Source organism: Pseudoalteromonas rubra, assembly GCF_000967655.1.
Lineage (GTDB): Bacteria > Pseudomonadota > Gammaproteobacteria > Enterobacterales > Alteromonadaceae > Pseudoalteromonas > Pseudoalteromonas rubra_A.
Genome location: NZ_JXYA01000027.1, coordinates 137686 through 164428, shown reverse-complemented (window position 1 = coordinate 164428; position 26743 = coordinate 137686). Strand labels below are relative to the sequence as shown.

23 protein-coding genes and 1 riboswitch are annotated in these 26743 nt (G+C 51.4%); of the genes, 14 read left to right on the top strand and 9 right to left on the bottom strand.

Going from position 1 to position 26743, the window contains the following annotated elements:
- Positions 1-528 carry a peptide-methionine (S)-S-oxide reductase MsrA gene (msrA, locus tag TW77_RS13025; RefSeq protein ID WP_046005410.1) on the top strand — a complete coding sequence of 176 codons (528 nt, stop codon included), beginning with the start codon at positions 1-3 and terminating at the stop codon, positions 526-528.
- Positions 529-585: 57 nt separating this feature from the next.
- Here msrA and TW77_RS13020 read toward each other — a convergent pair whose 3' ends face one another.
- Both TW77_RS13020 and TW77_RS13015 read right to left on the bottom strand, forming a co-directional pair.
- Positions 586-2457, bottom strand: coding sequence for a TonB-dependent receptor domain-containing protein (locus TW77_RS13020; protein ID WP_046005409.1), 1872 nt, complete (start codon positions 2455-2457; stop codon positions 586-588).
- Between the two features lie 38 nt (positions 2458-2495).
- Positions 2496-2677: riboswitch (cobalamin riboswitch) on the bottom strand.
- A gap of 107 nt (positions 2678-2784) precedes the next feature.
- Entirely contained in the window at positions 2785-3267 is a 483-nt protein-coding gene (locus tag TW77_RS13015; RefSeq protein ID WP_046005408.1) for a YajQ family cyclic di-GMP-binding protein, read from the bottom strand.
- A 169-nt stretch (positions 3268-3436) separates the two neighbouring features.
- Here TW77_RS13015 and TW77_RS13010 point away from each other — a divergent pair, with 169 nt between their 5' ends.
- The 7 genes from TW77_RS13010 (at position 3437) to TW77_RS12980 (ending at position 11372) form a co-directional block, all read left to right on the top strand.
- Positions 3437-3790, top strand: a complete 354-nt coding sequence (locus TW77_RS13010; protein WP_205623871.1) for a VanZ family protein — start codon at positions 3437-3439, stop codon at positions 3788-3790.
- Positions 3783-4691: a ketopantoate reductase family protein gene (locus tag TW77_RS13005; protein WP_046005407.1), complete on the top strand. Its 909-nt coding sequence runs from the start codon at positions 3783-3785 to the stop codon at positions 4689-4691. The genes TW77_RS13010 and TW77_RS13005 overlap by 8 nt, the downstream gene beginning before the upstream one ends.
- A gap of 592 nt (positions 4692-5283) precedes the next feature.
- A complete protein-coding gene (locus TW77_RS13000; RefSeq protein ID WP_046005406.1) occupies positions 5284-6114 on the top strand; it encodes an alpha/beta hydrolase in 831 nt (276 codons plus the stop codon).
- Positions 6115-6138: 24 nt separating this feature from the next.
- The gene (locus tag TW77_RS12995) at positions 6139-7632 is read left to right on the top strand and encodes a flavin monoamine oxidase family protein (RefSeq protein ID WP_046005405.1); all 1494 of its coding nucleotides are present in this window, start codon (positions 6139-6141) and stop codon (positions 7630-7632) included.
- Positions 7633-7649: 17 nt separating this feature from the next.
- Entirely contained in the window at positions 7650-9344 is a 1695-nt protein-coding gene (locus TW77_RS12990; protein WP_046005404.1) for a thiamine pyrophosphate-binding protein, read from the top strand.
- A gap of 78 nt (positions 9345-9422) precedes the next feature.
- Positions 9423-10355, top strand: a complete 933-nt coding sequence (locus TW77_RS12985) for a hypothetical protein (RefSeq protein ID WP_046005403.1) — start codon at positions 9423-9425, stop codon at positions 10353-10355.
- A 3-nt stretch (positions 10356-10358) separates the two neighbouring features.
- Positions 10359-11372: a twin-arginine translocation signal domain-containing protein gene (locus TW77_RS12980; protein WP_046005402.1), complete on the top strand. Its 1014-nt coding sequence runs from the start codon at positions 10359-10361 to the stop codon at positions 11370-11372.
- Positions 11373-11422: 50 nt separating this feature from the next.
- Here TW77_RS12980 and thiI read toward each other — a convergent pair whose 3' ends face one another.
- Both thiI and TW77_RS12970 read right to left on the bottom strand, forming a co-directional pair.
- Positions 11423-12880 carry a tRNA uracil 4-sulfurtransferase ThiI gene (gene thiI / locus TW77_RS12975; RefSeq protein ID WP_046005401.1) on the bottom strand — a complete coding sequence of 486 codons (1458 nt, stop codon included), beginning with the start codon at positions 12878-12880 and terminating at the stop codon, positions 11423-11425.
- A gap of 126 nt (positions 12881-13006) precedes the next feature.
- Positions 13007-13663 carry a TetR/AcrR family transcriptional regulator gene (locus TW77_RS12970; protein ID WP_046005400.1) on the bottom strand — a complete coding sequence of 219 codons (657 nt, stop codon included), beginning with the start codon at positions 13661-13663 and terminating at the stop codon, positions 13007-13009.
- A 176-nt stretch (positions 13664-13839) separates the two neighbouring features.
- On the opposite strand from TW77_RS12970, the gene coaD reads away from it, so the two are divergent.
- Positions 13840-14322: a pantetheine-phosphate adenylyltransferase gene (gene coaD / locus TW77_RS12965; RefSeq protein ID WP_046005399.1), complete on the top strand. Its 483-nt coding sequence runs from the start codon at positions 13840-13842 to the stop codon at positions 14320-14322.
- On the top strand, positions 14319-15683 hold the full coding sequence (locus tag TW77_RS12960; RefSeq protein WP_046005398.1) for a capsule assembly Wzi family protein: 1365 nt from the start codon (positions 14319-14321) through the stop codon (positions 15681-15683). The genes coaD and TW77_RS12960 overlap by 4 nt, the downstream gene beginning before the upstream one ends.
- A gap of 47 nt (positions 15684-15730) precedes the next feature.
- On the opposite strand, the gene argH is transcribed toward TW77_RS12960, so the two are convergent.
- Genes argH through argC form a run of 5 tightly spaced genes read right to left on the bottom strand, consistent with a single transcriptional unit; the run spans position 15731 to position 21595 of the window.
- Positions 15731-17596: an argininosuccinate lyase gene (argH, locus tag TW77_RS12955; protein ID WP_046005397.1), complete on the bottom strand. Its 1866-nt coding sequence runs from the start codon at positions 17594-17596 to the stop codon at positions 15731-15733.
- A gap of 24 nt (positions 17597-17620) precedes the next feature.
- Positions 17621-18835 carry an argininosuccinate synthase gene (locus TW77_RS12950; protein ID WP_046005396.1) on the bottom strand — a complete coding sequence of 405 codons (1215 nt, stop codon included), beginning with the start codon at positions 18833-18835 and terminating at the stop codon, positions 17621-17623.
- 34 nt (positions 18836-18869) lie between these two features.
- Positions 18870-19790 carry an ornithine carbamoyltransferase gene (locus TW77_RS12945; RefSeq protein WP_046005395.1) on the bottom strand — a complete coding sequence of 307 codons (921 nt, stop codon included), beginning with the start codon at positions 19788-19790 and terminating at the stop codon, positions 18870-18872.
- Positions 19791-19798: 8 nt separating this feature from the next.
- Positions 19799-20581 carry an acetylglutamate kinase gene (gene argB, locus TW77_RS12940; protein ID WP_046005394.1) on the bottom strand — a complete coding sequence of 261 codons (783 nt, stop codon included), beginning with the start codon at positions 20579-20581 and terminating at the stop codon, positions 19799-19801.
- Between the two features lie 3 nt (positions 20582-20584).
- On the bottom strand, positions 20585-21595 hold the full coding sequence (gene argC, locus TW77_RS12935; RefSeq protein WP_046005393.1) for an N-acetyl-gamma-glutamyl-phosphate reductase: 1011 nt from the start codon (positions 21593-21595) through the stop codon (positions 20585-20587).
- A gap of 175 nt (positions 21596-21770) precedes the next feature.
- Here argC and argE point away from each other — a divergent pair, with 175 nt between their 5' ends.
- The 4 genes from argE (at position 21771) to TW77_RS12915 (ending at position 26742) form a co-directional block, all read left to right on the top strand.
- Positions 21771-22934 (top strand): acetylornithine deacetylase, encoded by a 1164-nt coding sequence (gene argE / locus TW77_RS12930; protein ID WP_046005392.1) that lies wholly within the window; start codon positions 21771-21773, stop codon positions 22932-22934.
- 372 nt (positions 22935-23306) lie between these two features.
- Positions 23307-23795, top strand: a complete 489-nt coding sequence (locus TW77_RS12925; RefSeq protein WP_046005391.1) for a hypothetical protein — start codon at positions 23307-23309, stop codon at positions 23793-23795.
- Positions 23796-23804: 9 nt separating this feature from the next.
- Complete coding sequence (locus TW77_RS12920) at positions 23805-25640, top strand: GMC family oxidoreductase (RefSeq protein WP_046005390.1); 1836 nt, start codon at positions 23805-23807, stop codon at positions 25638-25640.
- Positions 25641-25653: 13 nt separating this feature from the next.
- Positions 25654-26742 carry a ferritin-like domain-containing protein gene (locus tag TW77_RS12915; RefSeq protein ID WP_046005389.1) on the top strand — a complete coding sequence of 363 codons (1089 nt, stop codon included), beginning with the start codon at positions 25654-25656 and terminating at the stop codon, positions 26740-26742.
- Position 26743 lies beyond the last annotated feature (1 nt).

Here is a 26743-nt window from a genome sequence, read left to right as displayed (position 1 = left end):
ATGGATCAGCAAATTGCCACCTTTGGTGGCGGCTGTTTTTGGTGTATTGATGCCGCTTTTCGCAGTGTCCGGGGCGTCACGCACGTGGCCTCTGGTTATGCCGGCGGTCACACCGACAACCCTACTTATAAACAGATCTGTACCGGTCAAAGCGGTCATGCCGAAGTGGTTCAGCTGACCTTTGATCCCCAGCAGATCGACTTTTCTGTACTGCTGGATATGTTTTTTGCGCTGCATGATCCTACCCAGCTGAATCGTCAGGGCAATGACATTGGCACGCAATACCGCAGCGTCGTGTTTTATCACTCAGAACAACAACGGGCGTTAACTCAGCAGTACATAGATACGTTAGCGCCCACACTGAGTGCGCCTGTTGTCACCGAAGTATCGGCTCATACGCATTTTTACCCTGCGGAGCAGTATCATCAGGACTATTATACCAATAACCCCAACCAGGGTTATTGCAGCGTGATGATAGCACCCAAGTTAGCGGCATTTTCTAAGAAGTTTGCCGACTATCTTGCCTAAGCTAAGCACGTAAGATCAAAAAAGGAGGCATTGCCTCCTTTTTTATTCCCCTTCTACTTAGAAGGTGATGCGGGTGCCCACATAGATCTGTCTGCCCGGCGGCTCATAAGGCAACAAAGTGCCGTCAGCCGTTTTACTGGCAACTGAGTTGAAATACGCTTTATCAGTCAGGTTTTCTACTCTCATTGTCAGTGCAATCGGTTCAAGCAACTGGTAATTAGCACTCAGATTAAATACTGTGTATGACGGCAGGTCAGTATCAAAGTAGCTGATCGACGGACGCTTATCACGGTATTGCATCGCCAGTCTCACATCCAGCTTGTCCCACTGCTTAGACAGAACATAGTTAAACGCTTTGCCAGGACGACGTGGTAAATCTTCACGTTTTTCCTGATCTCTGGCATCCATCAAGGTCAGGTTAACGGCATGTTCCAAACCCAATGCTGAGAATTGTGCGCTAAGCTCAATGCCTTTCATCTGTGCACGACCCACGTTAGCGGGAATATACTTACTGGTTTGCGCGTCAAACTCATTGCTGATCAGGTTGTCGATACGATTGTCAAAAATGGCCACATCATAGCGCACATTTTCGGTATCCACCGTCACGCCCACTTCGTTGTAAGTGCCCTCTTCCGGTTTGATTTCGCTGTTTGGTAAGTACCAGGGGCTGTCTTTTACAAACGCATTAGTCAGGCTCGGCGCACGAAATGCGGTGCCATGGTTAACCCGAAAGGTGACTATGTCGGAGGCTCTGAAACCTAAGTCTGTGGTATAGGTATTGGCACGGCCATGATGCTCGTAATCATCGCTGCGCACCACCGCATTGAGCAACCAACGCGCATGGTCATAAAAAGCCGCGGCAAACACAGCAGTGTTGTCACGTTCCGCAATGGAAAACTGCGCGCTCGATGAAGACAAGTCTTCATTTAAGCGGCTCACACCACCCATCAGTTGTAATGACGGCATGAGTTTGTAGCGGGCGCGATACTCGATCTCATCCCGCTTAGTGCTATAAATATCTTCTGGCGGCGGCGTACCACCGGCTGGCAACACAGACAAAAACTGGGTATTTTCTTCCTGTGCCAGACTGACAGACGCCTCCTGACTCAATAGATCCGATTGTTTCTGCCAGGCCAGCTTAGTGGTGTAATTGTCAAACTTGTATGCATCATTGCCAAAGGCTGAGTCATAGTCTGCCTCACCTTCACTGCGCTGTGCGTGCAGTGCAAGCTGACCATACTGCGCCAGGTCATAGCCCAGTTTCACACCCATATTGGTGTTGTCGTAAGCATCACGATCATGCTCTTTGCTGCGTGGCTGCGCAGGATCTTTGGCAGTCACATCATAGCCATCTGTTGTTTCATAACCAAAGTGATAGTTGACGGTCAGCTTATCCGCTTCAAACTGACCAGCCAGCTGCGCACCACCATAGTTGCGGCTGCCCGAGGTCAGTGCCAGCTGGTGGCCTTTTTGCTCACGGGTAATAATGTTGATCACCCCGGCCACCGCATCAGAGCCGTAAATGGCGGCACGCGCGCCCTTAAGCACTTCAATACGCTCAATGCTGTTGACCGGAATATTGGTGAACGAGACATCGCCCGAGTTGGCATCGCTGATCCGCACACCATCAACCAACACCAGGGTATATTTAGTCGCAGCCCCGCGCACAAACACGCTGGCTTTCTGGCCATAACCGCCACTGCGCACCACATCAATGCCGGCCAGGTTATTTAGCAAGGTTGGCACGTCACGCACATTCGCTCGCTCTATTTCAGCTCGCTCAACCACCGCAACTGAAGTCAGTGTATCGACACTGGCTTGCTCAAACTTGTTCGCCGTGATGGTAATATGTTCAATGTCTTGCGCAGACAGCACAGAGAAAGGTAACACAGCCAGCATAGCTGTGGTTAAAGCAGATTTTTTAAACATGAGATCCCCTGATCCACGCCCACCGCGTGAATTACAACTAATGAGTAGGCTTCAGGGCCGGTTTCCGGACTTACTTATTCCAACCAGACAGTTGCGATAAGCTCACCGTTGCGGGGGCAGCGCCGGACTAATGCCAGTTCCTGAGGCATGCACCAGCTTCCCGATTATTCAGATCTTACAGAGGCTCCGGGCTCCTGATCTGACACCCTGAAAAGTTGGCGCTATTGTCGGGGATCTGAGGGCAAAAAGCAATGGACGTCTAGCATGCCAAAGTCCATTGTTGACGTTCAGCATGCCAGATAAAAGAAGGGGTTAACCTCGCACAGTTTAATCGCGGAAGTTTTTGAACTGGAAAGGCTGGCCAAGCTCAGCACCGCGGATCAACTGCATGGTTTCCTGCAGATCATCACGCTTCTTACCCGTCACACGCACCGTCTCGCCCTGAATAGAAGCCTGCACCTTGATCTTAGAATCTTTAATGGCTTTAACGACTTTCTTCGCCATATCTTTGTCGATCCCTTGCTTCAGCATCACCTTACGTGACACATACTTACCTGATTTTTCAACATCTTTAAGCTCAAAGCTCGCAACGTCCAGACCACGCTTTGCGGCTTTACCCACCAGCATGTCGAATAATTGCATCACTTGTTGCTCAGACTCACTCTTGAGCACAATCACCTCGTCTTTGAGCTCAAATGAGGCTTCTACGCCACGAAAGTCAAAGCGCGTGCTCAGTTCACGATCGGCGTTATCAACGGTGTTTCTCGCCTCAGTCATATCAATTTCAGACACAATGTCAAAAGAAGGCATATCTAGCTCCTGGATAATGTTTTTTCGGATTATAGCAATCCAAAGGCTGCGGCGCGACACCCCCGGTTGCGAACGTTTTCGGTTCAGGAGCAGAATGCCTGTGCTTCATCCTATTTTCAGATTTCAATGATATACTGGCGTTTTCAACCCTAATGATTTGGAAGTATTTGTGGCACGCCGACTTTATCAATGTCTGTTATTACTGTCTCTGGCCGTTTGTACCTTTTTGTTTGCTAAAGAGATCCAGACCAATCAAATTGTTAGGTTTGAACACGCCGACAAGGTCGCGCACTTTGGGGTGTTTTTCGTGCTGGCGTTTTTCTCTCATCATGCATTTAGGTTCAAGATCTGGTTTCATTTGGTATTACTGACGCTTTATGGTGCCGGCATAGAGTGGATGCAAGACTCACTGCCTTATCGCCAGGCATCGTGGGGAGATTTTATTGCCGATCTCGCAGGTGCCGTCAGCTACTTTGTAGCCTATTGGGCTTATTGCAGAAAAACAGGTAAATCTGATGCCTGAGCTGTTTATTGTTGGTAAAGGGGCGGTAGGCCTGTTACTTGCTCAGCGACTGGCAAACACACACCAGGTCACATTGATCACCCGAACGCCCACTGATGCGGTGTTTTTTCGAACCGCTCAGTGTTGCCAGCAACTGCCTGTAAAGTGTCTGACCTGGGAAGCGCTGGCACAACAACAAATAACCATTTCTCAGTGTATTGTTCCGGTTAAGTCTTATCAGCTTGCAGAGGCCTTTATCACGCTCAGGCCTCACTTGAGTGAGGATGCCAATGTCATTCTGAGCCATAACGGGATGCAAACCCTGACTCCCATCACCGATGCGTTATCTGAACATCAGGGACTGTTTTTCCTGTCCACCAGTATGGGAGGATGGAAACCCAACAGTACGACGGTTGAATTTACCGGTCCGGGTCAAAGCGTGTTTGGTCCTTGTAACCTGATTGCACAACAGCGAGCGCAGGTACTGTTTAATCAACTTATTGACCCCGCACTGCCAAATGCGCATTTAGCGTACGACATTGCACTGTTGCGCTGGCAAAAGCTCTGCGTCAACCTGGCCATCAATCCGCTCAGTGCCCTCACCGGACTCAAAAATGGCCGCTTGCGGGCACCTTGCTACGCCACCCAAGTGTTGTCTGTGCTAAATGAAGCATGCAATGTCGCAAACCACATTGGGGTGCCCCTTAAGCTCAGTGAGGAACTCGCGCGCGCCTACCAGGTGATGACCCTGACTGCCGAGAACTTTTCATCTATGGCTCAGGATGTCGCAAACCACCGACGCACAGAAATCAACGCCATGTGTGGGTATATTGTTGAGCTGGCACAGCAGCTGGGCGTACCTGCGCCTCACAATACCTTACTGCTTAATCAAGTTCAGTCACTTCACCCAACCAATAAGTAGTACCTCTTTCTCTTATGGTACGTAATTCATGTTATTTTTTCTGCTGCAAGCCACCTGAGCGGCCCACAAATATCTCTGACACATAAAATTCAAATTTTTCGATAATGATTTTTATTTAGATTAGCTGCAGTTTTGGCAATAATCTCCCGAAGTGATGCGTTGTAAAATTATGCAGCATTCGGCCTGGTGCTTTGCGGTATGGATAAAATGGCATTATTGTCACGCCGCGTAACGTGCATGAATTATTCTTGGCCAAAGATGCGTATGAATAAAAAACAAGTAAACGGTTCGATAATAGATACGATTCCAGCCCTCGGCTCTGTTTTTGGCACAATGAACATGAAATAATTATTCTCATCGATTAGACATAAGTCTAGTCTTTCATTGCCTTCCAGAAATGAATAATCACCCAAATAAAATGCATAATTCATTTACCCAATACTCTCTAGATCTACTCACTATGTGCAACTCGCATGTTTATAAAAGGTTAAACCAAAGAAAACACGATATAAACCGTACTTAATATTGGGAAATTTTTTTGCTACCATGCCCGCGATTTCAACTGCCTAACTTTAATTAAGAAGGAATTAATATGAACGCAAAGGCTTGGTTGCCACTGTGCTGCGCTGTCATTTTGAGTGGCTGTAATAGCGTCTCTTCGCAAACTCCCGCGCAATCTCTTTCTGAGCAAACAGTTGCCGTTAATAAATCAGTCATATTTATTCATGGCGCACATTTGAAAGGCGCGGCCTGGTCTGCTGTGCAATCTCAACTGTCTAAACAGGGGATCAGCAATTATGTGGTCGACTTGCCAGGGCGCAGCACCCACATTGACCCTAAGTCCATCACTCTGGATCATGCTGCGCAAAGCTTGTGTGATCAGTTACGCACATATCCGCAACCTCAATCGCTGGTTGTTCACAGTCAGGGCGGCGCGGTGGCGCATAAAGCCATGACATTGTGCCAGGATGTCAAAATCACTGACCTTGTTTATGTCAGTGCAGTTGCCCCTGTTGACGGTGCCAAACCATTTGCATTGCTCAATAAACAGGATGAAGAAAACTACTTTGCAGGCATCACCTATGAAGATGGCTGGTTGAAGATTTCGGATAAGTCAGCTTATCTGGCGTCGTTTACCGAAGCTCAGAAAAAAAGCCAGCAACAGTTTGTGCTGGATAACTCAGTTGATGAGCCCGCCATCACAGGCGATGGCAAAGTCACCCTGAGCAAAGCCACATTAGCGCCCATCAACAAAGCGTATGTGTTTGCTACTCAGGACAAAATTATCTCTTTGCCATCACAGCAGAAAATTGCCGAATCTATCAATATTACGCACACCTACAGCCTCGACTCAGGCCACTTACCTATGGTGACCAAACCAATCGAGCTGGCTGAGGTAATTACTCAGGCCCTGCAACTTTAACTACGCAGACAAGGATTGAAAAGTATGCAAAAAGGTATTTCTAACTCAGTGCCGGATCCTATGGTCACACTGAACAGCGTTCGGGCATTGGCAAACAACAGCCTGACAACACGCCCAACAGTGACCATTATTGGTGCCGGTGTGGCCGGACTTAGCGCCGCCTATGAGTTGCTCAGACTGGGCGCAAAGGTCACGCTGCTGGAAGCGGATCCCAGCCATATTGGCGGGCGCGTCAGAACACTGCGTGAATCTGACAAACTGTACGCAGAATTGGGCGCGATGCGGATCCCGACAGAGCATCACCTCACCCGCCATTACATCCGTGAAATGGGGCTCAAGATGCGCCATTTTGTACAGGAAAATGATAAAACCTTTGCCATGATCCGGGGCCAGAAAGTACCGCGTAATGAAGCCGGCTTTGAGCAATTGAAGCAGCATTTTGCTTTGACTGAAAGAGAGCTAAAAATGTCTGCCGATAATATGTGGGAAATCGCTATTACTGAGGTGCTGAATTCACTCAGCGGTGATGAACAGCGTGCACTTTACGATGGGACTTTACGCAGTGACAAGCTCAAAGCACTGGATGAAATGTCGTTAAAAGACGCTTTTATCGCCGCAGGCCTGAGCCTGGATGCACTGGAATACGTCAGCGCAATTTATGGCGTCTCAACTTTAATGCACACCTCGTTGAGCGAACACCTCAGAGAAGAGCTTGAACGAGTCTGGTTTGATGGCTTCGACGAGGTGGTAGGTGGTACCGATCTGCTACCGCGTAAACTGTTCGAAAAGATCCAGCATAAAGTGCAGTTCAAAGCCGGTGCGCGCGTTGTTGCCATCGACAGCCAGGCTAACGGCGTTGCAGTGACTTACCAGCTCAGAGATCGATCCAGGCACACCCTGCGCTCAGACTTTGCGATTTGTACATTGCCATTCGGGGTGCTCGGTAAAATTGACTTCAACCAGTCTATTAACCCCGGTAAGTCCCGCGCTTTTGCCCAGGTCAATTATGACTCAGCAACCAAAGTGCTGGTTCGGACAAAAAACCGCTTCTGGGAGCTGAACGAAGGCATTTACGGCGGCAGTACCATTTATGATGTGGGCCTGGGCCACACCTGGTTTCCTGCTGATAACGCCAGCAACAAAGATCCTCAGGTATCACGTTCACCCAGTTACCTGCTGGCCTCTTACACCTGGGGTCAACATGCGCGCCGGGTGGATACGCTGAACAACTTCGAGCTCAAAGAGTTTATCTTCACCGAACTGAAAAAAGTACACCCCTATATTGAGCGCGACGATATTGTCAGTGTGCTGCGCTGGAGCTGGACTAACCATACCCACTCAGCGGGCGCCTACGCCTTTTTTAACCCCAGAGATCATCAGGACTTTTACGCTCTGATGACCCAGCCCGAGCAGCGTCTGTGCTTTGCCGGGGAACATTGCTCTATGTACCACTCATGGATCCAGGGCGCGCTGATCTCGGCGCTGGAAGCCGTTCAGTACATAAGTGAAAAAGCATAACTAGATAAGGAAAGAAGATGTCTTACACTGTTGCTGAGTTTATTACGCTCAGATTAAAGCAACTTGGTTGTTATCACGTATTCGGGGTGCCGGGCACCTCATGCTCGGATTTTATCGACAGCCTGGTGGCCGATCCGGATATGCAGTTTGTTAATACCGTGAACGAGCTAGAAGCCGGTTATGCTGCCGATGGTTATGGCAGGCAGGGCGCAATTGGTGCGGTGTCGGTCGCCTATGGCGTTGGTACGCTCAGCATGGCCAATGGTATTGCCAGTGCCCTGACCGAGCGCGTTCCCTTAGCCGTGATCAATGGCGGTCCCACCGACAAGGACTTACGCCTGGAAGCCGAGTATGACGTGCTTTTCTCCCACTCCACAGGCTTTGGCAAAACCGATCTTAAGGTCTTTCGTAAGCTCACTTTGGGCGCGGCCGAGATCCGTACTCTCGAAGGCGCAGCAGATCGTATTGACCGCTTGCTGATCATGGCGATGGAGCGCTCTGGCCCGGTTTACATCGAGATCCCCCAGGATCTGTGGAAACAACCTATAGGTCACTTCTCACCTAACCTGGCTTACAGCCCGAAACGCTTTAAACGTGGCGCACGGGCATTCACCAATGCAGTCGCTGATAAACTTGCCCAGGCCAGTAATCCAGTGGTCTTGCTCGGTGCCGAGTTGGTGCGCTTTGGTCTGGTTGATGAGGCACTGCATTTTGTCGAAGCACAAAACTTGCCCTTCTATACCACGTTACTCTCTAAATCTCTGATCAGTGAATCTCATCCATTATTCTGTGGTGTCTATGACAGTGACTTGGCCCCCTCTACCGTAACTCAGGGTGTTGAATCGTCGGATTGCGTCATCGCATTAGGCTGCTTGTTTGGTATAGATCATCGCTATATGGTCACTAAGTTGGGCGACAAGCTACTCCGCGTGGCCTTTAATAAAGCCATGATAGGGACTGAAGTTCTGCCCAAACTGTCGCTGGGTGCCTCTTTGGAATCACTCAATCAGCTGCCTGAATTGAGCCGCACAGATCGCCAGATCCCCACCGTCGCCGGACAAACTTATCAGGATCGCCGCGCGCAGTGGCAGTCCAAGCTGGGTGATAACCCTTACAGCGGCACTCTGGGCCACGATGGGATCTTTGCCGCCATTGGGGATTTCCTGATGGATCAAAACGACCCGTATTACATCAGCCTGGATACCTGTTTGGCCAGCTTCCCCGGTGCCGATATTCCCGTGCTGGACACTCAATGCTTCCTGGCAAACCCGATCTGGTTGTCAATCGGCCAGGGTACACCGGCGGCGATCGGTGCCTATTATGCAACTGGCAAACGACCACTGATAGTCACCGGAGATGGCGGCTTCCAGATGGTTTCGCAGGCATTCTCCTCATTCGTGCAGAACCAAATACCTGGCATCATAGTGATCATAGACAACGGCTCGTATGCCATCGAACAGTTCCTGATCGACGGTACTTTCTTTACCGAGCCAGACAAAGCGCCACTGGACTACGTGATGCTTAACGGCTGGAAATACGAAAATATGCCGCACGTATATAACGGCGGGATTGGCCTTAGGGTGACCAGCTATGAGGACTTACTGGGCGCGTTGCGTCATGCCCATGCCCGTCCTGATCAGCCTTGCGTGATCGCAGCCCAGATCCCAATGAAAGATCTGCCGGCCGAAAACCGCGCTTTCCTGGGTATTTAAGTCACTTAGTTCGTTAATTATCTCGTTATTTAATCGTTTTAAGAGGCGTTTACGCCTCTTCAGCACAAGGGTATAAGGATGACATTGTCGCGGCGTACGTTTTTAAAAAGCAGTTTCGCACTTGCAGGACTCACCGGCTGTCAGGTTGCAGCCTCTCCGCTGGTCAGAGCTTTGTTAAATCAGGAGAACAGCTATCATGCACTCTACCTGAATAAAAACCGTCTGACTGAATTACTGCCACTACTGGCTCAGCAATTACACCTGTATCAGGATGCCGAGATCCACACCCAGGCGATCCAGTGTATTGCGCAGCTGGACAGTGAGCACGCCATCTACACGCGTCTCAACGAGTTGCTAACGCAAGACTCTATGAACCTGGGCCTGATCAATATGCACCGCTATCAGGATCGCCAGATGCAGTGTCTTGAGTCTTTGCAGGATCTCGTCTCCACCTCGCCGGTGGATGGTTATATCAGCTTTGGCTTACCCAACAGCAGTTTTGATCCTATCGCTCAGCTGACTCAGGTGAGCGGCACTAAGCTGACCGTCACCCGGACTATGCCAGCGGCTCATAGTCCGATTGCGCGTTCAGATATGATCAGCATCGCCACCACAACCGAAGTAGAGCAGCAAGCGTTGACGCTGGCGGATGACACGCACTTACAACTGGCAGCCATCTATGATGGCCCACATTGCTATAGCAAACCGGTGTTCACTCAGATGATGTCTGGACTGAGCCAGAAAATGCGCGCCGGCGGTCACCTTGCAATGCGCCTTTATGACGTGCAACAGCCGCTGCAACAGCATTTTGCTGCGGTGCTCAATGACTGGGCCAATCTATTTGAAGGGCAACCCTGGCAGCAAGCGGCTGCGCAGCGTGCACGCCTCTCCCCGGCCACAAGCTGGCACCGGGAGCTCGCTCAGTATGGCTTTAAGCTGGTCGATATGCATGCGCTGACATCGCATCAGACACTTCCTGAATACCTCGCTCTTTATCAAAAGGTTTCTTAATCTATGAAAACTCAGCAACATACCTCACTGTCCAGGCGTTCCTTTTTGAAGGGCACCGGGTTAGGACTGGGCGCACTGGCAACCAGCGCACCAACTTTTGCCTGGCAAAACACCATTGATGTACATCAGGGCGTAGTTGCCACCGCCACACTGAAAAATGCCGGCTTGCAGGAGCAAGAACAATTGCACGCTCAGTACACTACTCTGGCAGACACACTGGATTTAGCTATCCGTGCGGATCAGCAGGTGTTAATTGTACTGGGTGTGGTCACTAACAAGCCGTTTCCCTATAGCGTCGATAGTAAGCTGCTATATGCCAGCCTCAAGCACCTGCTCGCGCAGGGGATAAACGCTCAGCAGATCACCATCGCGTATAACAGTGAACACGACCTGGCTCAGACCTCTTCACTGATGGTGTCAGCAAGCAAGGCGCTGGGCAAGGAGTTCGCACCGGCCCGATTTATCAATACCCGTCATACTCAACAATGGGAGACATTGACCCTGCCACGCGCATTACCCAATGTGCGGGTGCTTGTGGGTGCCAAACGTGCCGATCACCTCATTTATCTGGGACAGTTAACCGATCAGCATGGTCAGCCCGTTGCACCAGAACGTGCCATAGCCCAGACGCTGCTGGCGGCCGATGATCTGGTTCATTATACAGAGCAACTGGATGGGCTTACCAAAATATCTGCGCTCAACCAGGCGGTGTTTGCCAAGGTCAGGTTACTGGCAAACAATGCTACCCGCTTTATCGCGGCCACGGATGCACTAAGCACTGAGGAAAAGTGTGTGCACCCGGGGATCCTCAATATCTCTAACGATATGGCAAGTCAGGCGATCTTTGCCCGTCATTATCTTAGTGCACTTCAAAATGAGACCAAGGTAACAGCGCGTCATGCCCAGTCTTTGGTCTGGATGCAGCATGGCAGCAGTCGCGATCCTCTGACTATGCGGCTGGTGGAGTCTGCTCTGAGCCGCTCAGGCGTTGCGTTGAAAAAGGTTACGCTGGGGTAAGGTAGTGTGTGGCTGAGCAGCGTTGCTCAGCCACAGTGCAGCAGTTAGCGCTATGGACGGTATACTCTGACGTTTGCAAAGCCGTTTTCGTGCAGGATCAAGGCCTGTAACTGGCTCATCACGCCCTTATTGCAGTACAGGTAGTAGTCTTTGTCCTGAGGCAGGTCACCGAATTTAGTGGCCAGGCGGAAAAACGGCAAATGGATCACTTCAATCCCATCGAGCTCAAGCGGCTCGGCATCTTCCTCTTCCGGGGAGCGTATATCCACCACCACGGCACCCGCTGGCAGGTCGCTGACATTTTCTGCTTCTTTGACTTCTTCTTTTGCTTCGGCCTCAATCTCGCGGATGTCTTTCACGACGGCATTTTCCACCACAGTGTTCAGTACATCAAAGTCAAACTTACTTTCTTCCGCTTCGATTTTTTCCAGCTTAGCTTTAACCGTTGGCTTTTTCGAAATCACACCACAGTATTCCGGCATCGACTCTGCCATTTCACAAGTGCCTATCTGGCGTGCAATGCGAATGATCTCTTCTTTGTCGTATTGGATCAAAGGACGTAAGATCAGTGTCTCGGTGACACGGTCGATTACGTTAAGATTTGCCAGCGTCTGGCTGGATACCTGACCAATACACTCACCGGTTACCAAAGCCTGAATGCCAAAACGCTCAGCGACTGCAGAACCTGCGCGCATCATCATCCTCTTAAGCACGACGCCCATCTGGCTGCTTTCGATGTTTTCGAGGATCTCGGCGACCACCGGCTCGAAGTCGACCGTAATAAAACGCACTTTATGGGTTGAGCTATATTGCTTCCACAAATAGTGGCTGACCTGTTTAACCCCAATCTCGTGGGCTGCACCACCCAGATTGAAAAACAGGAAGTGGGTTCTCGCCCCTTTTCGGATCATCTGATAGCTGGCCACGCCCGAATCAAAGCCACCCGACATCAAAGACAGTACATCTTCTTGTGTTGGCAATGGGAAGCCACCCATACCCAGGTGTTTAGTGGTTACGATATAAGCACGGTCGCCTTTTACCTCAATTTTAACCGTCACATCGGGCTTGCGTAGCTGCACCCGCGCTCCCGGTACGTTCTGATTCAGACCGCCGCCGACATACCTTTCTACATCACTGGAGGTAAAATCATGATCGCCCTGGCGCTTAACGCGCACACAGAAGGTTTTGTTTTCAATTTGCGGGCCCACCAGCGGCAGAGCTTTTTGATAAATGTCGTCCAGGGTTTCAAATGTCGTTTCCTGTACTTCCAGAAACTGAACAATACCCGGAATACGGCCCAGACCACTGATAAACGCGTTGCGGATCTTAGGATCTTCGCTTTGCGTCACCACAGTGATGTTGTCCCAGTTATTTTTTACCGTCACTTTTTCATCAAAGCGGCTGAGCACCAGTTTAATGTTTCGCTCGAGTACCATAGTAAAGCGTTTGCGAACCGATTTACTTTTGATCACGATTTCGGGGTGCAGTTTGACGATAAATTTAAACATAGAAGTCACTCTTGGTTTGGACATGAATGCGCAATTGGCGCGCCGACAACGGGCGCGCGATTATAGCAGACTTATTAAAGACTAGGAAATATACAGAGGATAACCAGCTTTTTCTGGTCTGTGAGGTCAGGCGATACTGGGCAATGCGGCGTCTGCCATCGCCTGATAGTGTTGCTGTAGTTGTTCAATTTTATCCCGGCTGAGTGCGGTGCCATAGGGTTTAAACAAAACTAAAACCTTTACAATGCCATTGTAGATGTCTTGCTGCTCCAACACTCCGGTCATTCTGCGCGCTTTCACATACGGGGTCCAAAAGCTCACCACCAATTTCAGCATATGCGCCAATTCTTTAGCGTCTTCATTACTAATCGCAATCACTTCAGCCTCACGCAATCCGATAACAACGGCCATGACCTGCTCAAACAAACGTGCCTGAAACGCAATGTAGTCTTTTTTAAGGGCATCATCGCGGGCCAAAATATCATTCAGATTGTCATAGAAGAAATGGTAACGCCACATCAATTCAAACAATGAATCGAGATACTGAGTCAGCTGTTCAACCGGCTCATCGTGGGCGCCCAACGGCTTGAAATGCGTACTTAAGTGCTCGCTGTACTGAGCAAAGATATTGCGGATAATGTCTTCTTTATTTTTAAAGTGGTAATACAGGTTACCTGGGCTGATCCCCATGTTGGAAGCAATGTGATTGGTGGTGATTGTCCGCTCGCCATGTAAGTTAAACAAGGCAATGCTGGTACGAATAATTTTTTCCTTGGTGTTCATATTCGGTTCTCTGATAACACGTAATTAATGGGGCAAGATTGACCTTTCGGTTATAGCGCACAGTGAAAATAGCACTAAATAGGAATAACATTAAATTTTCATTTTGAAATCAGACCAGTGATATTGTGCCGCAAGCTTGATAATATAAGGCAAATTTGAATTGTTATGATCTCAACATGCAAGTAACCGCTTTATATCCGGGCACCTTTGACCCGCTCACCAACGGGCATGCCGACTTAATCAAACGCGCGGCCAAAATGTTTGATACCGTCATTTTAGCCATCGCACACAACCCCAACAAGAAACCTTGTTTTACTTTGGAAGAACGTGTTGCCTTGGCCAAAGAGGTCCTGGCGGCACATAGCAATGTTAAAGTGATTGGCTTCACCGGACTGTTGGTCGATTTGGCCAAACAACAGCAAGCCAATGTGCTGATCCGCGGGATCCGCGCGGTTTCCGATTTTGATTATGAATTCCAGCTGGCCAATATGAATCGCCGCCTGTTTCCAGAGCTGGAAAGTGTCTTTCTGACTCCATCCGAGAAGAACTCTTTCATTTCTTCGACTCTGGTCAAAGAAGTGGCGCTGCATCACGGTGATGTCAGTGAGTTTGTCAGTCCATTAGTCGCCAAAGCCCTTGAGGAAAAGTTACACGGATGAAAAGCCAATTTTTAATGCTCAGCAGCCTGGCGCTGGCGTCAGCGCAAGCGTTTGCCTCACCCTGGATTGAGGCCGAACAAAGCCATCTAAAACACTCCATTGACTTGCTGGTCAGTGCCGGCGTTATCCAGCGCCCGGTCAATCAGTACCCACTGATGTGGAATGGCCTGGTGGCAGACCTGGCCAACGTAGACTCCAACGCACTCCCCGACGATGTGCAGTTTGCCCTGCTACATGTAAAGCATGCGCTTAAGCAGGCTAAGCAAGACACCCACTCAGGCATAAAAGCGCACTACAGTGATGAGCAAACCATGCCTGCGGGCTTTGGCCAGCAAACTCGCTCCCGCAGTGGCATCAGCAGTTATGGACAGATCACAGGCAGCAATGTCAGTGCCCGCGTCCAGGTCAACTATGCGGATGACCCGCAGGATGGCAAACATGTCAATCATCACGGCAGCCACCTTGCTGTGTTACTGGGAGACTGGGCATTCAGTGCGGAGCGACTGGATTACTGGTGGGGTCCGGGCAATGAAAACGCACTCATGCTCTCCAACAATGCCGCCCCGATGAAAGCACTACGCATCAGTCGAGCCAATACCAATTACAGCGGCCCCAGCTTTTTGTCTTTTGTCGGCCCCTGGCAAATTACCGCCATCGCAGCAAAGCAACGCCCATTATTAGATGTCGACAATAAAAAAGACTTCTGGGGTGTCAGAGTCTCGGCCTCTCCTGTCGCAGGTCTGGAACTGGCCTATGCCACCACCGCCAGTGATTTTGTTTACCACACAGATGTACTGGATGAGACCCGCGAACAGCAACGCCTCAGCAGCATTGATTTCAAGTACGCCTCACGCATTGCAGGTATCCCCCTTGCCATTTATGGTGAACTCAGTGGGGAAAACGACCAGGGCGTATTGCCAGAAAACAGCAATGTCACGTTAGGCGCAGAAGCTTTCTGGGGCACTGTGGAGTATCGCATTAAGTCTTATCTTGAATACAGTGACACCGAAACCGATTGTCAGGCACAGCAGGCCAGTTTTCAGTGCCACTTTGCGACCACAGGTAAAGGCGCTGACTACCTGGAGCGAGGACGCTGGCTGGGTGCTCATATGGGCCCACAAGCAAAGTCGCTAAGCTTAGGCGCCAACTACTATGGAATGGGTGGTTACGGGGGGTATGCCAAATTAAAACGACTGGAGTTTAGCACCCTGGATATTGACCGGGATTTACTGCAGGTGGGTTATCAGCAGGGGTTGTTAAACGGCTTGCTGAAGCTGGACCTGGCATACTGGCGCGATAAAGGCGCGACCGACTCAAATAACGAAACATCCGCCTCAGTGAGCTGGGAATACCGCTTCTAAATAAGCTAAAGCGCCTTGGTTGGCGCTTTAGCCAATTACTGTAGGTTTCAGGCCACAAACTGGCAGGGAATACGTGCAGGCTCAGCAGCCTGCAACATAAACTCCATCGCCACTTCATCACAGTTGTTTTTACGCAGGCACAATTCGCAGTCTTTCATGACTTTTTCAGGAAGGCTGTCTTTGCTGCACCCATTAAAGCCTTGCTTATCGAAAAAGCCGGGCACCCGGGTCAGCACGATCACCCGCTTTAACGCCAGTCGCCTGGCTTTATCCAGTAAGTGCGACACCAGCAGTTGCCCTTGCCCTTTCACCTTAACAGCCGGGTCGACACCCAGTGAGCGGATCTCGGCAAGGCCGGTGTCATAAATATACAGCGACGCACAGCCGGTGACCTTGCCATCGACCTCAGTCACGGCAAACTCATTGATACTGTGGATCATATCGCTTTTGGCCCGCGGTAAATTCTCCCCAACTTTGGCCCAGTACTGGATCAACCCTGCGATGGCTTCTACATCGTTTAAGGTCGCGTCACGTACCGTGATTTGCTGTTTTTTTTTCGCCGCGCCAATGGCAGCTGACACCTGCGCCATTGAAGTGCCGCCTTTTGCACTGCGCGCTGCAATGCAGGCATCCAGCTGTAATACCGGGTAAACATCTTGCTCTATCTGTGCACAGACCGACTGAAATTGCGCCAGGCTGAGATCTTCCAGATTTTTTTGCTCACTCAGTGCCAGCTGTACCAGCTGACCAACAATATGATGCCCTTCACGGAACGGGATCCCTTTGGCAACCAGGTAGTCCGCCAGCTCAGTGGCATTGGCGTGTCCGCCCTGCGCCGCCTGCTTGGTTTTATCGCCATTCACCTTAACACTTTCAATGCAGGACTGAGCCATATGCAACGCGGCCAGCCAGGTTGGCATAGCGTCAAATACGCCCTCTTTGTCTTCCTGCATATCTTTATTGTAAGCCAGCGGTAGTGCTTTTAATGTCATCATCATGGCACTGAAAGCACCAAATACCCGGCCAGTTTTGCCCCGGATCAGCTCCAGCGCATCGGGGTTTTTCTTTTGTGGCATCAAAGAGGAGCCCGATGTCACGTTGTCGCCCAGCTCTATAAAGCCCGCCTCTCCGGAGTTATAAAAAATCATGTCCTCGGCAAGGCGCGACAGATGCAACATAGAAATAGAAGCGCAGCTCAGTAATTCCAGCACAAAATCCCGGTCCGACACCGCGTCCAGGCTATTGCGGGTGGCGCAGCGAAAGTTCAATTCTGCTGCCAACTGCTCTCTGTCGATATCGTAGGCAGTGCCCGCCAGTGCACCGCTGCCAAGCGGGCATTCATTCAAGCGTGCCACGGCATCCTGCAAGCGAGAGGTATCACGTTCCAGCATTTCCACATAGGCCATGCACCAGTGGCTGAACAACACAGGCTGTGCCCGTTGCAGGTGGGTGTAACCCGGTAAAATGGTGCCCAGCTCACGCTCTGCCAGCGCAACAAACGCCGCTTTAAGCGCCCCGAGTGCTTCGAGCACAGTGCCTGCCGTGTCGCGACACCACAAGCGAAAATCGGTGGCCACCTGATCGTTGCGGCTGCGCCCGGTATGGAGCTTTTTGCCCAGGTCGCCTACTTTGTCGATCAGTCGCGCTTCCACATAGGAGTGAATGTCTTCATACCCTGCCGTCGCAATAGCTTGCGGATCGGCACTGGCCTCGTCCAGTAACGCCTGCAAAGCCGCCACCAGCTCGGCATGTTCATCAGCGCTCAAGACCTGCACCTGTTTGAGCGCGCCCGCCCAGGCTATCGAGCCAACAATATCCTGCTCAGCCAGCTGATAGTCAAACGGCAAGGAATCATTAAATTGTTTAAAGGCCGCATCCGGCCCAGACGAAAAACGTCCACCCCACAGTGCCATGTTACTTTACTCCTCTGATCACCGTTATTTAACCGACTTTTGCTTGTTCAATGCCGCAATACGACTGGACAAGGAGAACAAGCGGATAAAGCCTTCGGCATGAGACTGGTCGTACACATCGTCCTCACCGAAAGTCGCAAACGCTTCGCTATATAAGCTGTTCACCGAGCGCTTTTGTACCGCACTGACCTGACCTTTATACAGTTTCAGCACCACCTCACCGCTGGCCACCTGCGCCAGAGACTGGGCTGCCGCCAGCAGCGAGTCTTTTAACGGGGTAAACCAGCGACCGTCGTACACCAGATGTGCAAACTCATTGGCCACGGTTTCTTTCCATTTACGGCTGGCCTTGTCCAGCACCAGCTCATCAATGGCCTGAAGGGCTGCCACCATCACAGTTCCCCCCGGGGTTTCGTAACAGCCGCGCGACTTCATACCCACCAAACGGTTTTCAACGATATCAATGCGGCCTACACCATGTTTAGCGGCAATCTCGTTCAGCGTCAGCAGACAGTGATAAGGACTGAGGTTTTGACCATTCACAGCCACCACCTGACCGGCCTCAATCTGTACACTGACCAGTTCAGCCTCATCGGGCGCCTGCTCGGGCGAAGCCGTCCAGGTCCAGACCTGCTCGCTGGGCTGATTCCAGGGGTCTTCCAGCTCGCCGCCTTCGTGAGAAATATGCCAGGCATTGGCATCACGGCTATAGATTTTGGTGGCAGAGGCGGCGCAAGGAATGTTGCGCTCGGCCAGATAATCCAGCAAGGATTCCCGGCTCGACAGCGACCACTCCCGCCACGGCGCGATGACCTCAAGGTCCGGCGCAAGCGCGGCAAAGCAAGATTCGAAACGCACCTGATCATTCCCTTTGCCAGTACAGCCATGGGATAGCGCATCCGCGCCGACTTTGCGCGCTATCTCAACCTGCGCTTTGGCGATAATTGGCCGCGCCATGGAAGTTCCCAGCAGGTAAGTGCCTTCGTAGATCGCGCCACTTTGCAAGGTTGGATAGATGTAATCACTCACCAGTTCGGCCTTTAAGTCGACGATATGACATTCACTGGCACCGGACGCCAGGGCTTTTTCTTCGACGCCCTGTAGCTCTTCTTCACCCTGACCGACATCGGCAACAAAGGCGACCACTTCACAGCCGTAATTTTCTTTTAGCCAGGGCACAATGGCCGACGTATCCAGACCACCTGAGTAAGCCAGAACAACTTTTTTAATCTTTTTCATGATGTTTTTACCTTAATACTTAAATCTTGTTGGCTCAGACGATTTGTTTATTCATGAGCGTCAGTAACAGGGCGTTTTGCGCATGCATGCGGTTTTCTGCCTGCTGCAGGATCCGCGCTTTAGGGCCGTCCATCACCTGGGAGGTGATCTCATAGCCCCGGTGCGCAGGCTGGCAATGCAGCACTGTGCTGGCCCCGGTTTGTTCGAGTAATGCCTGATTGAGCTGGTAGGGCATAAAGGTGGTTTTTGCCTGCTCCAGTGAGGTATCACTGCCCATTGAAACCCAGGTATCTGTGTACAGGGCGTTGGCACCGACTGCGGCTTCAATGCGATCGCTGATCAGCACAGACGCCCCATTTACCGCCGCGATTTGCTCCGCCTGCTTAACGATTTGCGCATCGGGCGAATGGCCTTTCGGGCACACAGCCACAAAATCGGCCCCCAATGTTGCCGCCAGCAGCAATAAAGACTGACAGACATTGTTACCCTCACCCAGATACGCCAATTTGATCTGGCTGACGTCGCCAAACACCTCCTGCAAGGTCAGAAAATCGGCCAGCGCCTGACAGGGGTGATAGAGGTCGCACAAACTGTTCACCACCGGAATTGATGAGTGCTCAGCCAGCACCTCCAGGGTATGGTGAGAAGAAACCCGTGCTACCAGTGCATCGGCCCAGGTAGCAATATTGAGCGCAAAATCCTGTACAGATTCACGGCTGCCCATGGCGCCGTTTTGCTGGTCCAGATAGACCGCATGACCGCCCAGTTTGTTAATCCCAATATCAAACGACAAACGGGTTCTGAGGCTGGGTTTTTCGAATAGCGTGACCACAGACTTGCCCGCCAGTGCGTGGGCAAATTCCTGCGGCTGTTGTTTCATATCACTCGCCAGGGCAAGCAGCTTAAGTGCCTGGCTTTTATCAAATTCCAGACCAGTTATAAAATGACTCGACATAAGGTTTCCTAAGGTAAAATTTGCGTTCCGACGTGCTGCCCCTCCAGCAGGGCAAGCAAGTTATCTGGCTTTTGCCAGCTCGAGATATACACCCCGCGTCGTAAATGTCGGGCAGCGTGAAGACTGGTCTTAACTTTGACCTCCATCCCGCCCACAATCACCTTTTGTGCTATCAGTTGTTCTATCTGGTCGCTATTTAATTGCGCCAGCGGCTGACCTGCGCCATCTAATACCGCCTCTACATCGGTCATAAAAATCAGTTCAGCGCCCAGCTGATGTGCCAGTGCTGCGGCTGCTTCGTCGGCATTGACGTTAAACAGTGCGCCATCTGCACCTATGCCAATCGAACTGACCAATGGGATCCGTCCGGCTGCCAGCAGCTCGGGTAGCAAACTGTCGCCCTGCGGCTCGCAGGTGCCTACCTGCCCCAGTGCTTTGAGTTTTTGCGTGGTCATCAGGCCCGCTTCATACAAGCTGAGCCCAACCGGCCTTAACTCCGCCGTAATAGCCTGGGCCATGAGTTGTTTGTTGGCACACCCGGCCAGTGCGCCGACAATATAAGGCATTTGCTCTTTAGGGCTGATCCGCAATCCCTGGTGTTTAGCTGTGGCAAACCCGGCATCATTGAGCCAGCTATCCACGAGCGCACCTCCGCCATGCACCACCACAAAGCCTTGCGTTTGGTCTTGTTGTGCACGCGTATTCAGTGCGCTGAATAAGTCATGGGCAGCCTGCTCTGAATTAAGCACCGCCCCACCGAGCTTGATCACCCAGATTTTTTTATCTGTCATAAGTTACCCCATCAACCCTTGTTCATGCGGATACTGACTGGCCAGATTCATACACTGCAGCGCCTGCCCTGCCGCCCCTTTGAGTAAATTATCTATCGCCACTGTGACAATCAGTTGCTGCCCCTGCTGCTGCCAGCCAATATCGACAAAGGCGCGATTTGCCACCCCTTTGATTGACGGCATGCTGGCCCCTTTGAGACGGATCAGCGGCTCGTCTGCCAGCACCTGATAGGCCTCTGCAATCTGATGCTCTGAGACACCCGGTTTGAGTGAGACATAGATGGTTTCCAGAATCCCCCGCTGGAAATTCCCCAGATGTGGCGTAAACAACACGGGGTGATCAAGGTAACGCTCAATTTCCGGGGTATGGCGATGGTTAAACAAGCCATAAGGCGCCAAAGATACCTCACAAAAATGGGTGTTCAGGCTGGCTTTGCGGCCCGCACCGGTGACACCCGATACGGCATTGATAATAATGGTACTGTCACTAAGTAAGTCAGCCTGTTTTAGCGGCTTAAGCGCATTCAGGGCGGCGGTTGGATAGCACCCGGGTACCGCCACCAGCTGAGCCTCGCTCAGGGAATCGCCGTACCACTCAACCAGGCCATACTGCGCCTTGTCGAGCCACTGCGAGTAAGGGTGGCTAAAGCCATAGTATTGTTCGTAATCTGCGCTGCTTTTAAGCCGGTAGGCCCCGGACAAGTCGAAAACTTTTTTGCCCATGTTCAGAAAGGTTTGGGCCAGCTCTACGCTTACCTTATGGTCGGTACAAAGGCAGACATAGTCGACATCGCTGTCGGCTATGTCTGCAAACGCCTCATTCGTCAAAGGAAGCAGGGAGACATCAAGTAAACCTGTATGTTCAGGATATAACTCGCTCAGACACTTCCCTTTATCCAGGCTGTGCGCTGACACATAACAGCCACTGAGATTCAAACCCGGGTGGCGGGCCACTAAACTGGCCAGCTCTGCGCCGCTATATCCGCTGGCGCCAACAATTGCTACGTTAAACATCGATAACTCTTTAAACTAAAGTGAACACAAAGACCTTATATTTGCTATTGATGAGCTTATCGTCGCATTGTTGCACCCTCTATATTTATGCTAAAAAAATGAATTGATATTCACCTTACATACATATAGATTTTTATGCAACAGGTTTGAATAAATATTTTTTAGGATAAACACTATGTCTCTACCCGACTTTAAAACCATGTACCGCGAACTGATAGCGCGCCCTTCTGTCAGCGCACTCGATGCCAGTCTCAATCAAAGCAACCGGGCGGTCATTGAACTGCTTGCGCAGTGGTGTGAGCAACTGGGTTTTAGTACCGAAATCACCGAGCTCCACGCCGCGCCGGGCAAGTTCAATTTACTCGCCAGACGGTGTCCGCCGGGCATGGCAGAGCACAGCGGCGGCCTGATGCTGGCCGGACACACAGACACAGTGCCCTTTGATGACAGCCGCTGGAACTTTGATCCCTTCACCCTCAGTGAACAAGACAACCGCTTATATGGCTTAGGCAGTATTGATATGAAAGGTTTTTTTGCTTTTGTGTTGCAAGCACTGGAGGAGCTGAAAGATCTTAAGCAGAGCGCGCCAATCATGCTCCTGGCCACCGCAGATGAAGAGATCACCATGGCAGGCGCACAGGAGATTGCACGCCACAGTAACCTCAAGCCAGAGCGCTGTATCATAGGTGAACCCACCGATATGGTGCCGGTTTATACCCACAAAGGGCATATGTCTTCGGCGATTCGGATCACAGGGCGCTCCGGGCACAGCTCCGATCCGGATCGCGGCCTAAATGCCATCGAGATCATGCAGCAGGTGATTACTAATCTGTTACAGTTAAAAGAAGATTTAAAGAATAAATATTCACTTGAGGATTTTACAATTCCGTACCCGACCTTGAATTTAGGTCATATTCACGGCGGCGATAACGCCAACCGAATTTGTGGCTGCTGCGAGCTGCATATTGACTTACGCCCCCTGCCGGGACTCAGCATTGCAGAGCTACAGGCCTTGTTACTGCAGGCCGTTGCCCCGATCAATGCGCGTTATCCCGACAGCGTGTCAGTGATTGACTTACATGACCCCATCCCTGCTTTTCATGGCACCCGGGATTGCGCACTGGTGACGCTGGCTGAAAAAATTTCAGGTCAGCAGGCCGTGGCCGTAAATTATTGTACAGAAGCGCCCTTTTTACAGCAGCTTGGTTGCGAGACGATTGTGATGGGACCAGGCTCAATTGCCCAGGCACACCAGCCCGATGAATATTTGGCGATGGAAAAAATCAAACCCAGTCAGCAGATCCTCACGGAGCTTATCAAGCAGCAGTGCTTTGTGTAATAGAGTGTAATTTGCACAAACAACAACCAGCCACTATACCTGATCAGATGTAATACATGAGCGGTAAAAGCCTGCCTGAGCGTGCCCCGTCAAGCGCGTTTAAGCTTGCTTTTATCGTGATTGATGTGCCCAACAGGCACATCAGGGCCGTTCGGGCCATCGATTGTCAGCATGGATGCCGCAGTATCGCTCTACTGACAAGGAAGGGGCAAAATATGTGCGAACCACTTTCTCAAATCTGTTGCCATGGTATCCACAGTACCATGCGCCGTTACTTGCCCGGTAAACAACCGACTATCCGCCGTGTTTCTCGCCTTCCGCTGATGTGTGCCGCTCGCCGATTCTTCTCATCACTTTATCAGGGGCAAACTTATGTACAGACTGACCGATTTTTATCGCCTCAGTGCCACATTGACCGGCTACGACGAGGTCGAATTACAGGGCACAGGCGTGGGTCCCACTTACTGCAAAACACTCAGCCAATGGGTGCGTCAGGACGTGATACAGGAACTTTATCACCGGGCTGAGGAGATTGGTTCGCTTGAGTGTGAATCTAACCAGGCACAATTTTACGACCGTATTTGGAACTGCGCCAAACTTGGTCCGGTTGCCAGAAACATCATCAAGATGTGGTATCTCTCCATCTGGTATCAGCTGCCTGCCGACTGGAATGCCCTGTACGGGGTTGACGATTTCAGTGCGGATAAACAGCCCGTTGAAGACTATGTGATCTCCAGCAATGCCTATATTCAGGGCCTGGTGTGGAATGCCCTGGGTAGTCACCCCATGGGAGCAAAACAACCTGGGTACGGCACCTGGGCCTTTCCCGGCCAATCAGCCAAACCTCTCAACCTGGATTAGGACAGCAACATGACACATCATCATAAAGAATACGACGTGGTCATCGTCGGGGCCGGTATTGCAGGCGCTATTATGGCCAAACAACTGGGTGAGCAAGGCAAACAAGTGCTGATCCTGGAAGCTGGCACGGGCACCGATGGACGTTTCTTCGATCAGGGCAAAGAAAAGGGCTATGAGTCATACATGGAGCGTTTCTTCACTGCCATGGCCAAGATCCCCAACGCACCCTATCCCAACAACCCCAATGCCCCGCAACCTTTAGTGACTGATATTCAAAAGCCACCGCTGGATAAACCCGTCAGTGATCATGGCTATTTTGTCCAGTATGGTCCGGATCCGTTTGCCAGTACCTACACCCGCAGCGAGGGCGGCACCACGCTGCACTGGTTGGGCACCTGCCTGCGCATGCTGCCCGAAGACTTTGAGCTGAACACGCGCTTTGGCCGTGGCCGAGACTGGCCCATCAGCTATCAGGATTTACAGCCCTGGTACGAAATCGCGGAACAACATATTGGGGTCTCGGCCAATGCCGATGTGCAGACCTATCAGCAGATTGATAACCCCAGCGTACAACTGCCGTTTGAAGCAAATTACGATTACCCGATGGAGCAAATTCCGCAGAGCTTTTTAGATCAGTACCTGGCCAAAGGACTTCAGGGCATGCAAGTCGAAATTGACAACCAGCCCTACCCCATTGATGTGGTGGCCACCCCACAAGGGCGCAACGGCATGCCGCGGGGGGATTATCGCCCTGTGGGTGCAGTAGGCAACCCAGATCTGGGTCAGCGCTGTGCGGGTAACTCTAACTGTGTGCCAATCTGTCCTATTCAGGCCAAGTACTCAGCTTTAAAAACGCTGGAGCAAGCTAAAAACACCGGCAATGTGACCATAGAAACCCAGGCGGTGGCCTACAACCTGGAAGTGGATCACAAAACGCAGAACATCTCTAAGGTCCACTATAAACGCTACCACTCTACCCAATCCGCGGCTTATGACGATAAAACGGTCAAAGGCAAAGTGGTGGTGCTGGCCGCCCACGCCGTCGAAAACGCCAAGCTATTGCTGGCCTCCAATGTGGCAAATTCCAGCGATCAGGTCGGTCGCAACCTGATGGACCACCCAACTATGCTGACCTGGGGCCTGATGCCCTGCAAAATCGGCGCATTCCGAGGCCCGGGTTCAACCTCCGGGATCCCTTCACTGCGTGGCGGGGCATTTCGCGCCGAGCAAGCCGCTTTTCGTATTGAGATAGGTAACTGGGGCTGGAGCTGGCCAGAAGGCGCGCCGATTGCCACCGTGCCTGAGCTTATCGATGAGCAAAACTTATTTGGCCCGGCCTTGCGCCACAAAATCGCCGAAGAGTACCCGCGCATGTTCCGTTTTGGCTTTTTGGTAGAGCAGCTCCCCGACCCCGATAATCGCGTCACCATAGACGATCAATACCGGGACCAGCTGGGCAACTATCGGCCAGTGATCCACTACAAGGTCACCGACTACACCCGCGCCGGTATGGCACAGGCTAAAGAAGTGTCAGATGCCATTTTCCAGCGCCTGGGTGTAGAGCCTTTTACCAAATATAAAGCCAACGATCCGGGTTATGTGCAGTATCAGGGCAAAGGGTATGTCTACAACGGTGCCGGGCACCTGGTTGGCACTCACCTGATGGGCGACGATCCGAACACCTCAGTGGTAAACCGCGAACAACGTAGCTGGGATCATCCCAACCTCTACCTGGTTGGCTGCGGCAATATGCCCACCATTGCGACCAGCAATCCGACTTTAACCATGGCAGCACTGACCTTCTGGGCTGCTGACAACGTGTTAAACGCACTCGACCAGTATTAATGAGGGATCTGCCATGTATCATAAACTGCAAAAACGTCCGATAGAAACGCTCGAACAGCTGCACTACGACCTGCAACTGGCCATTGAACTGGAATTCTCCACCTTGCCAGTCTACCTCACCGCCTTGTATTCCATTGAGGAAGGGACCAACCAGTGTGCCTGTACAGTGATCCGCTCGGTTGTTATGGAGGAGATGTTCCATCTGACCAATGCTGCGAACCTGCTTATCGCCACCGGAGGTAGTCCGGCCATTAACAGTCCAGAGTTTCTACCTACCTTTCCGACTAAGCTGCCTGACGGCGAAACCTGGTTTGAGGCAGATCTGCAAAAGTTCAGCCCTGAGGCACTGCAAAACTTCCTCAACATTGAAATGCCGGCCGCGTTGGCAAAAGAGGGGGATATCACCATAGGCGAATTCTATGCCGGTATTGAAAACGGCTTGCAAACGCTGCATAACCGCATTGGCCCCGAGCTGTTCCCCGCAGACTGCCACGACAAGCAAATCGCGCATAAATATTACTATGGCGGCGGCGGAGAGATCACCCCAGTGACGGACCTGGCCTCCGCCAACTTTGCCCTCAATGCCATCATAGCACAGGGCGAAGGGGTGCCAGATGAATGCTGGGATCCGGATCAGCCCTTTCCGCTGGGTGATACAACGGGCATAGGCAGCGGCGACCATCAGTTATTTATGCAACCCAGAGAACTGTCCCATTACTACCGCTTTAATGAGCTGCTGTTGGGTTATCGCTATGTCCAGGGCGACACGCCCAACTCAGGACCAACCGGTCCGGCTATTCCGATTGATTATCACCAGGTTTATAACGTGGTGAAAAACCCACAACCCGAACACTATCAGCCTTACCCCGCGATTGCCCGGCTCGACACTGAGTTTAACCTGACCCTGAGCCTGCTGCTGGATCAGCTTCATCTGGCCTTTAATGGCCAGCCAGACTTACTGGTTGCCGCCGTTGGCACTATGTTCGGGCTCAAGGAAAAGGCCTCAAGTATGATGCGGGTGCCACTGCCCGACCACAGCGGGCGCAACGCTACACCCACCTGGCGCTATATTGCCGCCAAAGACCGTCCGGGAGGATGCTGAT

What these genes read in the sequence shown, in the direction of transcription:
- msrA (WP_046005410.1), top strand. Translation starts at nt 1, where the DNA reads ATGGATCAGCAAATTGCCACCTTTGGTGGCGGCTGTTTTTGGTGTATT.
- TW77_RS13020 (WP_046005409.1), bottom strand. Translation starts at nt 2,457, where the DNA reads ATGTTTAAAAAATCTGCTTTAACCACAGCTATGCTGGCTGTGTTACCT.
- TW77_RS13015 (WP_046005408.1), bottom strand. Translation starts at nt 3,267, where the DNA reads ATGCCTTCTTTTGACATTGTGTCTGAAATTGATATGACTGAGGCGAGA.
- TW77_RS13005 (WP_046005407.1), top strand. Translation starts at nt 3,783, where the DNA reads ATGCCTGAGCTGTTTATTGTTGGTAAAGGGGCGGTAGGCCTGTTACTT.
- TW77_RS13000 (WP_046005406.1), top strand. Translation starts at nt 5,284, where the DNA reads ATGAACGCAAAGGCTTGGTTGCCACTGTGCTGCGCTGTCATTTTGAGT.
- TW77_RS12995 (WP_046005405.1), top strand. Translation starts at nt 6,139, where the DNA reads ATGCAAAAAGGTATTTCTAACTCAGTGCCGGATCCTATGGTCACACTG.
- TW77_RS12990 (WP_046005404.1), top strand. Translation starts at nt 7,650, where the DNA reads ATGTCTTACACTGTTGCTGAGTTTATTACGCTCAGATTAAAGCAACTT.
- TW77_RS12985 (WP_046005403.1), top strand. Translation starts at nt 9,423, where the DNA reads ATGACATTGTCGCGGCGTACGTTTTTAAAAAGCAGTTTCGCACTTGCA.
- TW77_RS12980 (WP_046005402.1), top strand. Translation starts at nt 10,359, where the DNA reads ATGAAAACTCAGCAACATACCTCACTGTCCAGGCGTTCCTTTTTGAAG.
- thiI (WP_046005401.1), bottom strand. Translation starts at nt 12,880, where the DNA reads ATGTTTAAATTTATCGTCAAACTGCACCCCGAAATCGTGATCAAAAGT.
- TW77_RS12970 (WP_046005400.1), bottom strand. Translation starts at nt 13,663, where the DNA reads ATGAACACCAAGGAAAAAATTATTCGTACCAGCATTGCCTTGTTTAAC.
- coaD (WP_046005399.1), top strand. Translation starts at nt 13,840, where the DNA reads ATGCAAGTAACCGCTTTATATCCGGGCACCTTTGACCCGCTCACCAAC.
- TW77_RS12960 (WP_046005398.1), top strand. Translation starts at nt 14,319, where the DNA reads ATGAAAAGCCAATTTTTAATGCTCAGCAGCCTGGCGCTGGCGTCAGCG.
- argH (WP_046005397.1), bottom strand. Translation starts at nt 17,596, where the DNA reads ATGGCACTGTGGGGTGGACGTTTTTCGTCTGGGCCGGATGCGGCCTTT.
- TW77_RS12950 (WP_046005396.1), bottom strand. Translation starts at nt 18,835, where the DNA reads ATGAAAAAGATTAAAAAAGTTGTTCTGGCTTACTCAGGTGGTCTGGAT.
- TW77_RS12945 (WP_046005395.1), bottom strand. Translation starts at nt 19,790, where the DNA reads ATGTCGAGTCATTTTATAACTGGTCTGGAATTTGATAAAAGCCAGGCA.
- argB (WP_046005394.1), bottom strand. Translation starts at nt 20,581, where the DNA reads ATGACAGATAAAAAAATCTGGGTGATCAAGCTCGGTGGGGCGGTGCTT.
- argC (WP_046005393.1), bottom strand. Translation starts at nt 21,595, where the DNA reads ATGTTTAACGTAGCAATTGTTGGCGCCAGCGGATATAGCGGCGCAGAG.
- argE (WP_046005392.1), top strand. Translation starts at nt 21,771, where the DNA reads ATGTCTCTACCCGACTTTAAAACCATGTACCGCGAACTGATAGCGCGC.
- TW77_RS12925 (WP_046005391.1), top strand. Translation starts at nt 23,307, where the DNA reads ATGTACAGACTGACCGATTTTTATCGCCTCAGTGCCACATTGACCGGC.
- TW77_RS12920 (WP_046005390.1), top strand. Translation starts at nt 23,805, where the DNA reads ATGACACATCATCATAAAGAATACGACGTGGTCATCGTCGGGGCCGGT.
- TW77_RS12915 (WP_046005389.1), top strand. Translation starts at nt 25,654, where the DNA reads ATGTATCATAAACTGCAAAAACGTCCGATAGAAACGCTCGAACAGCTG.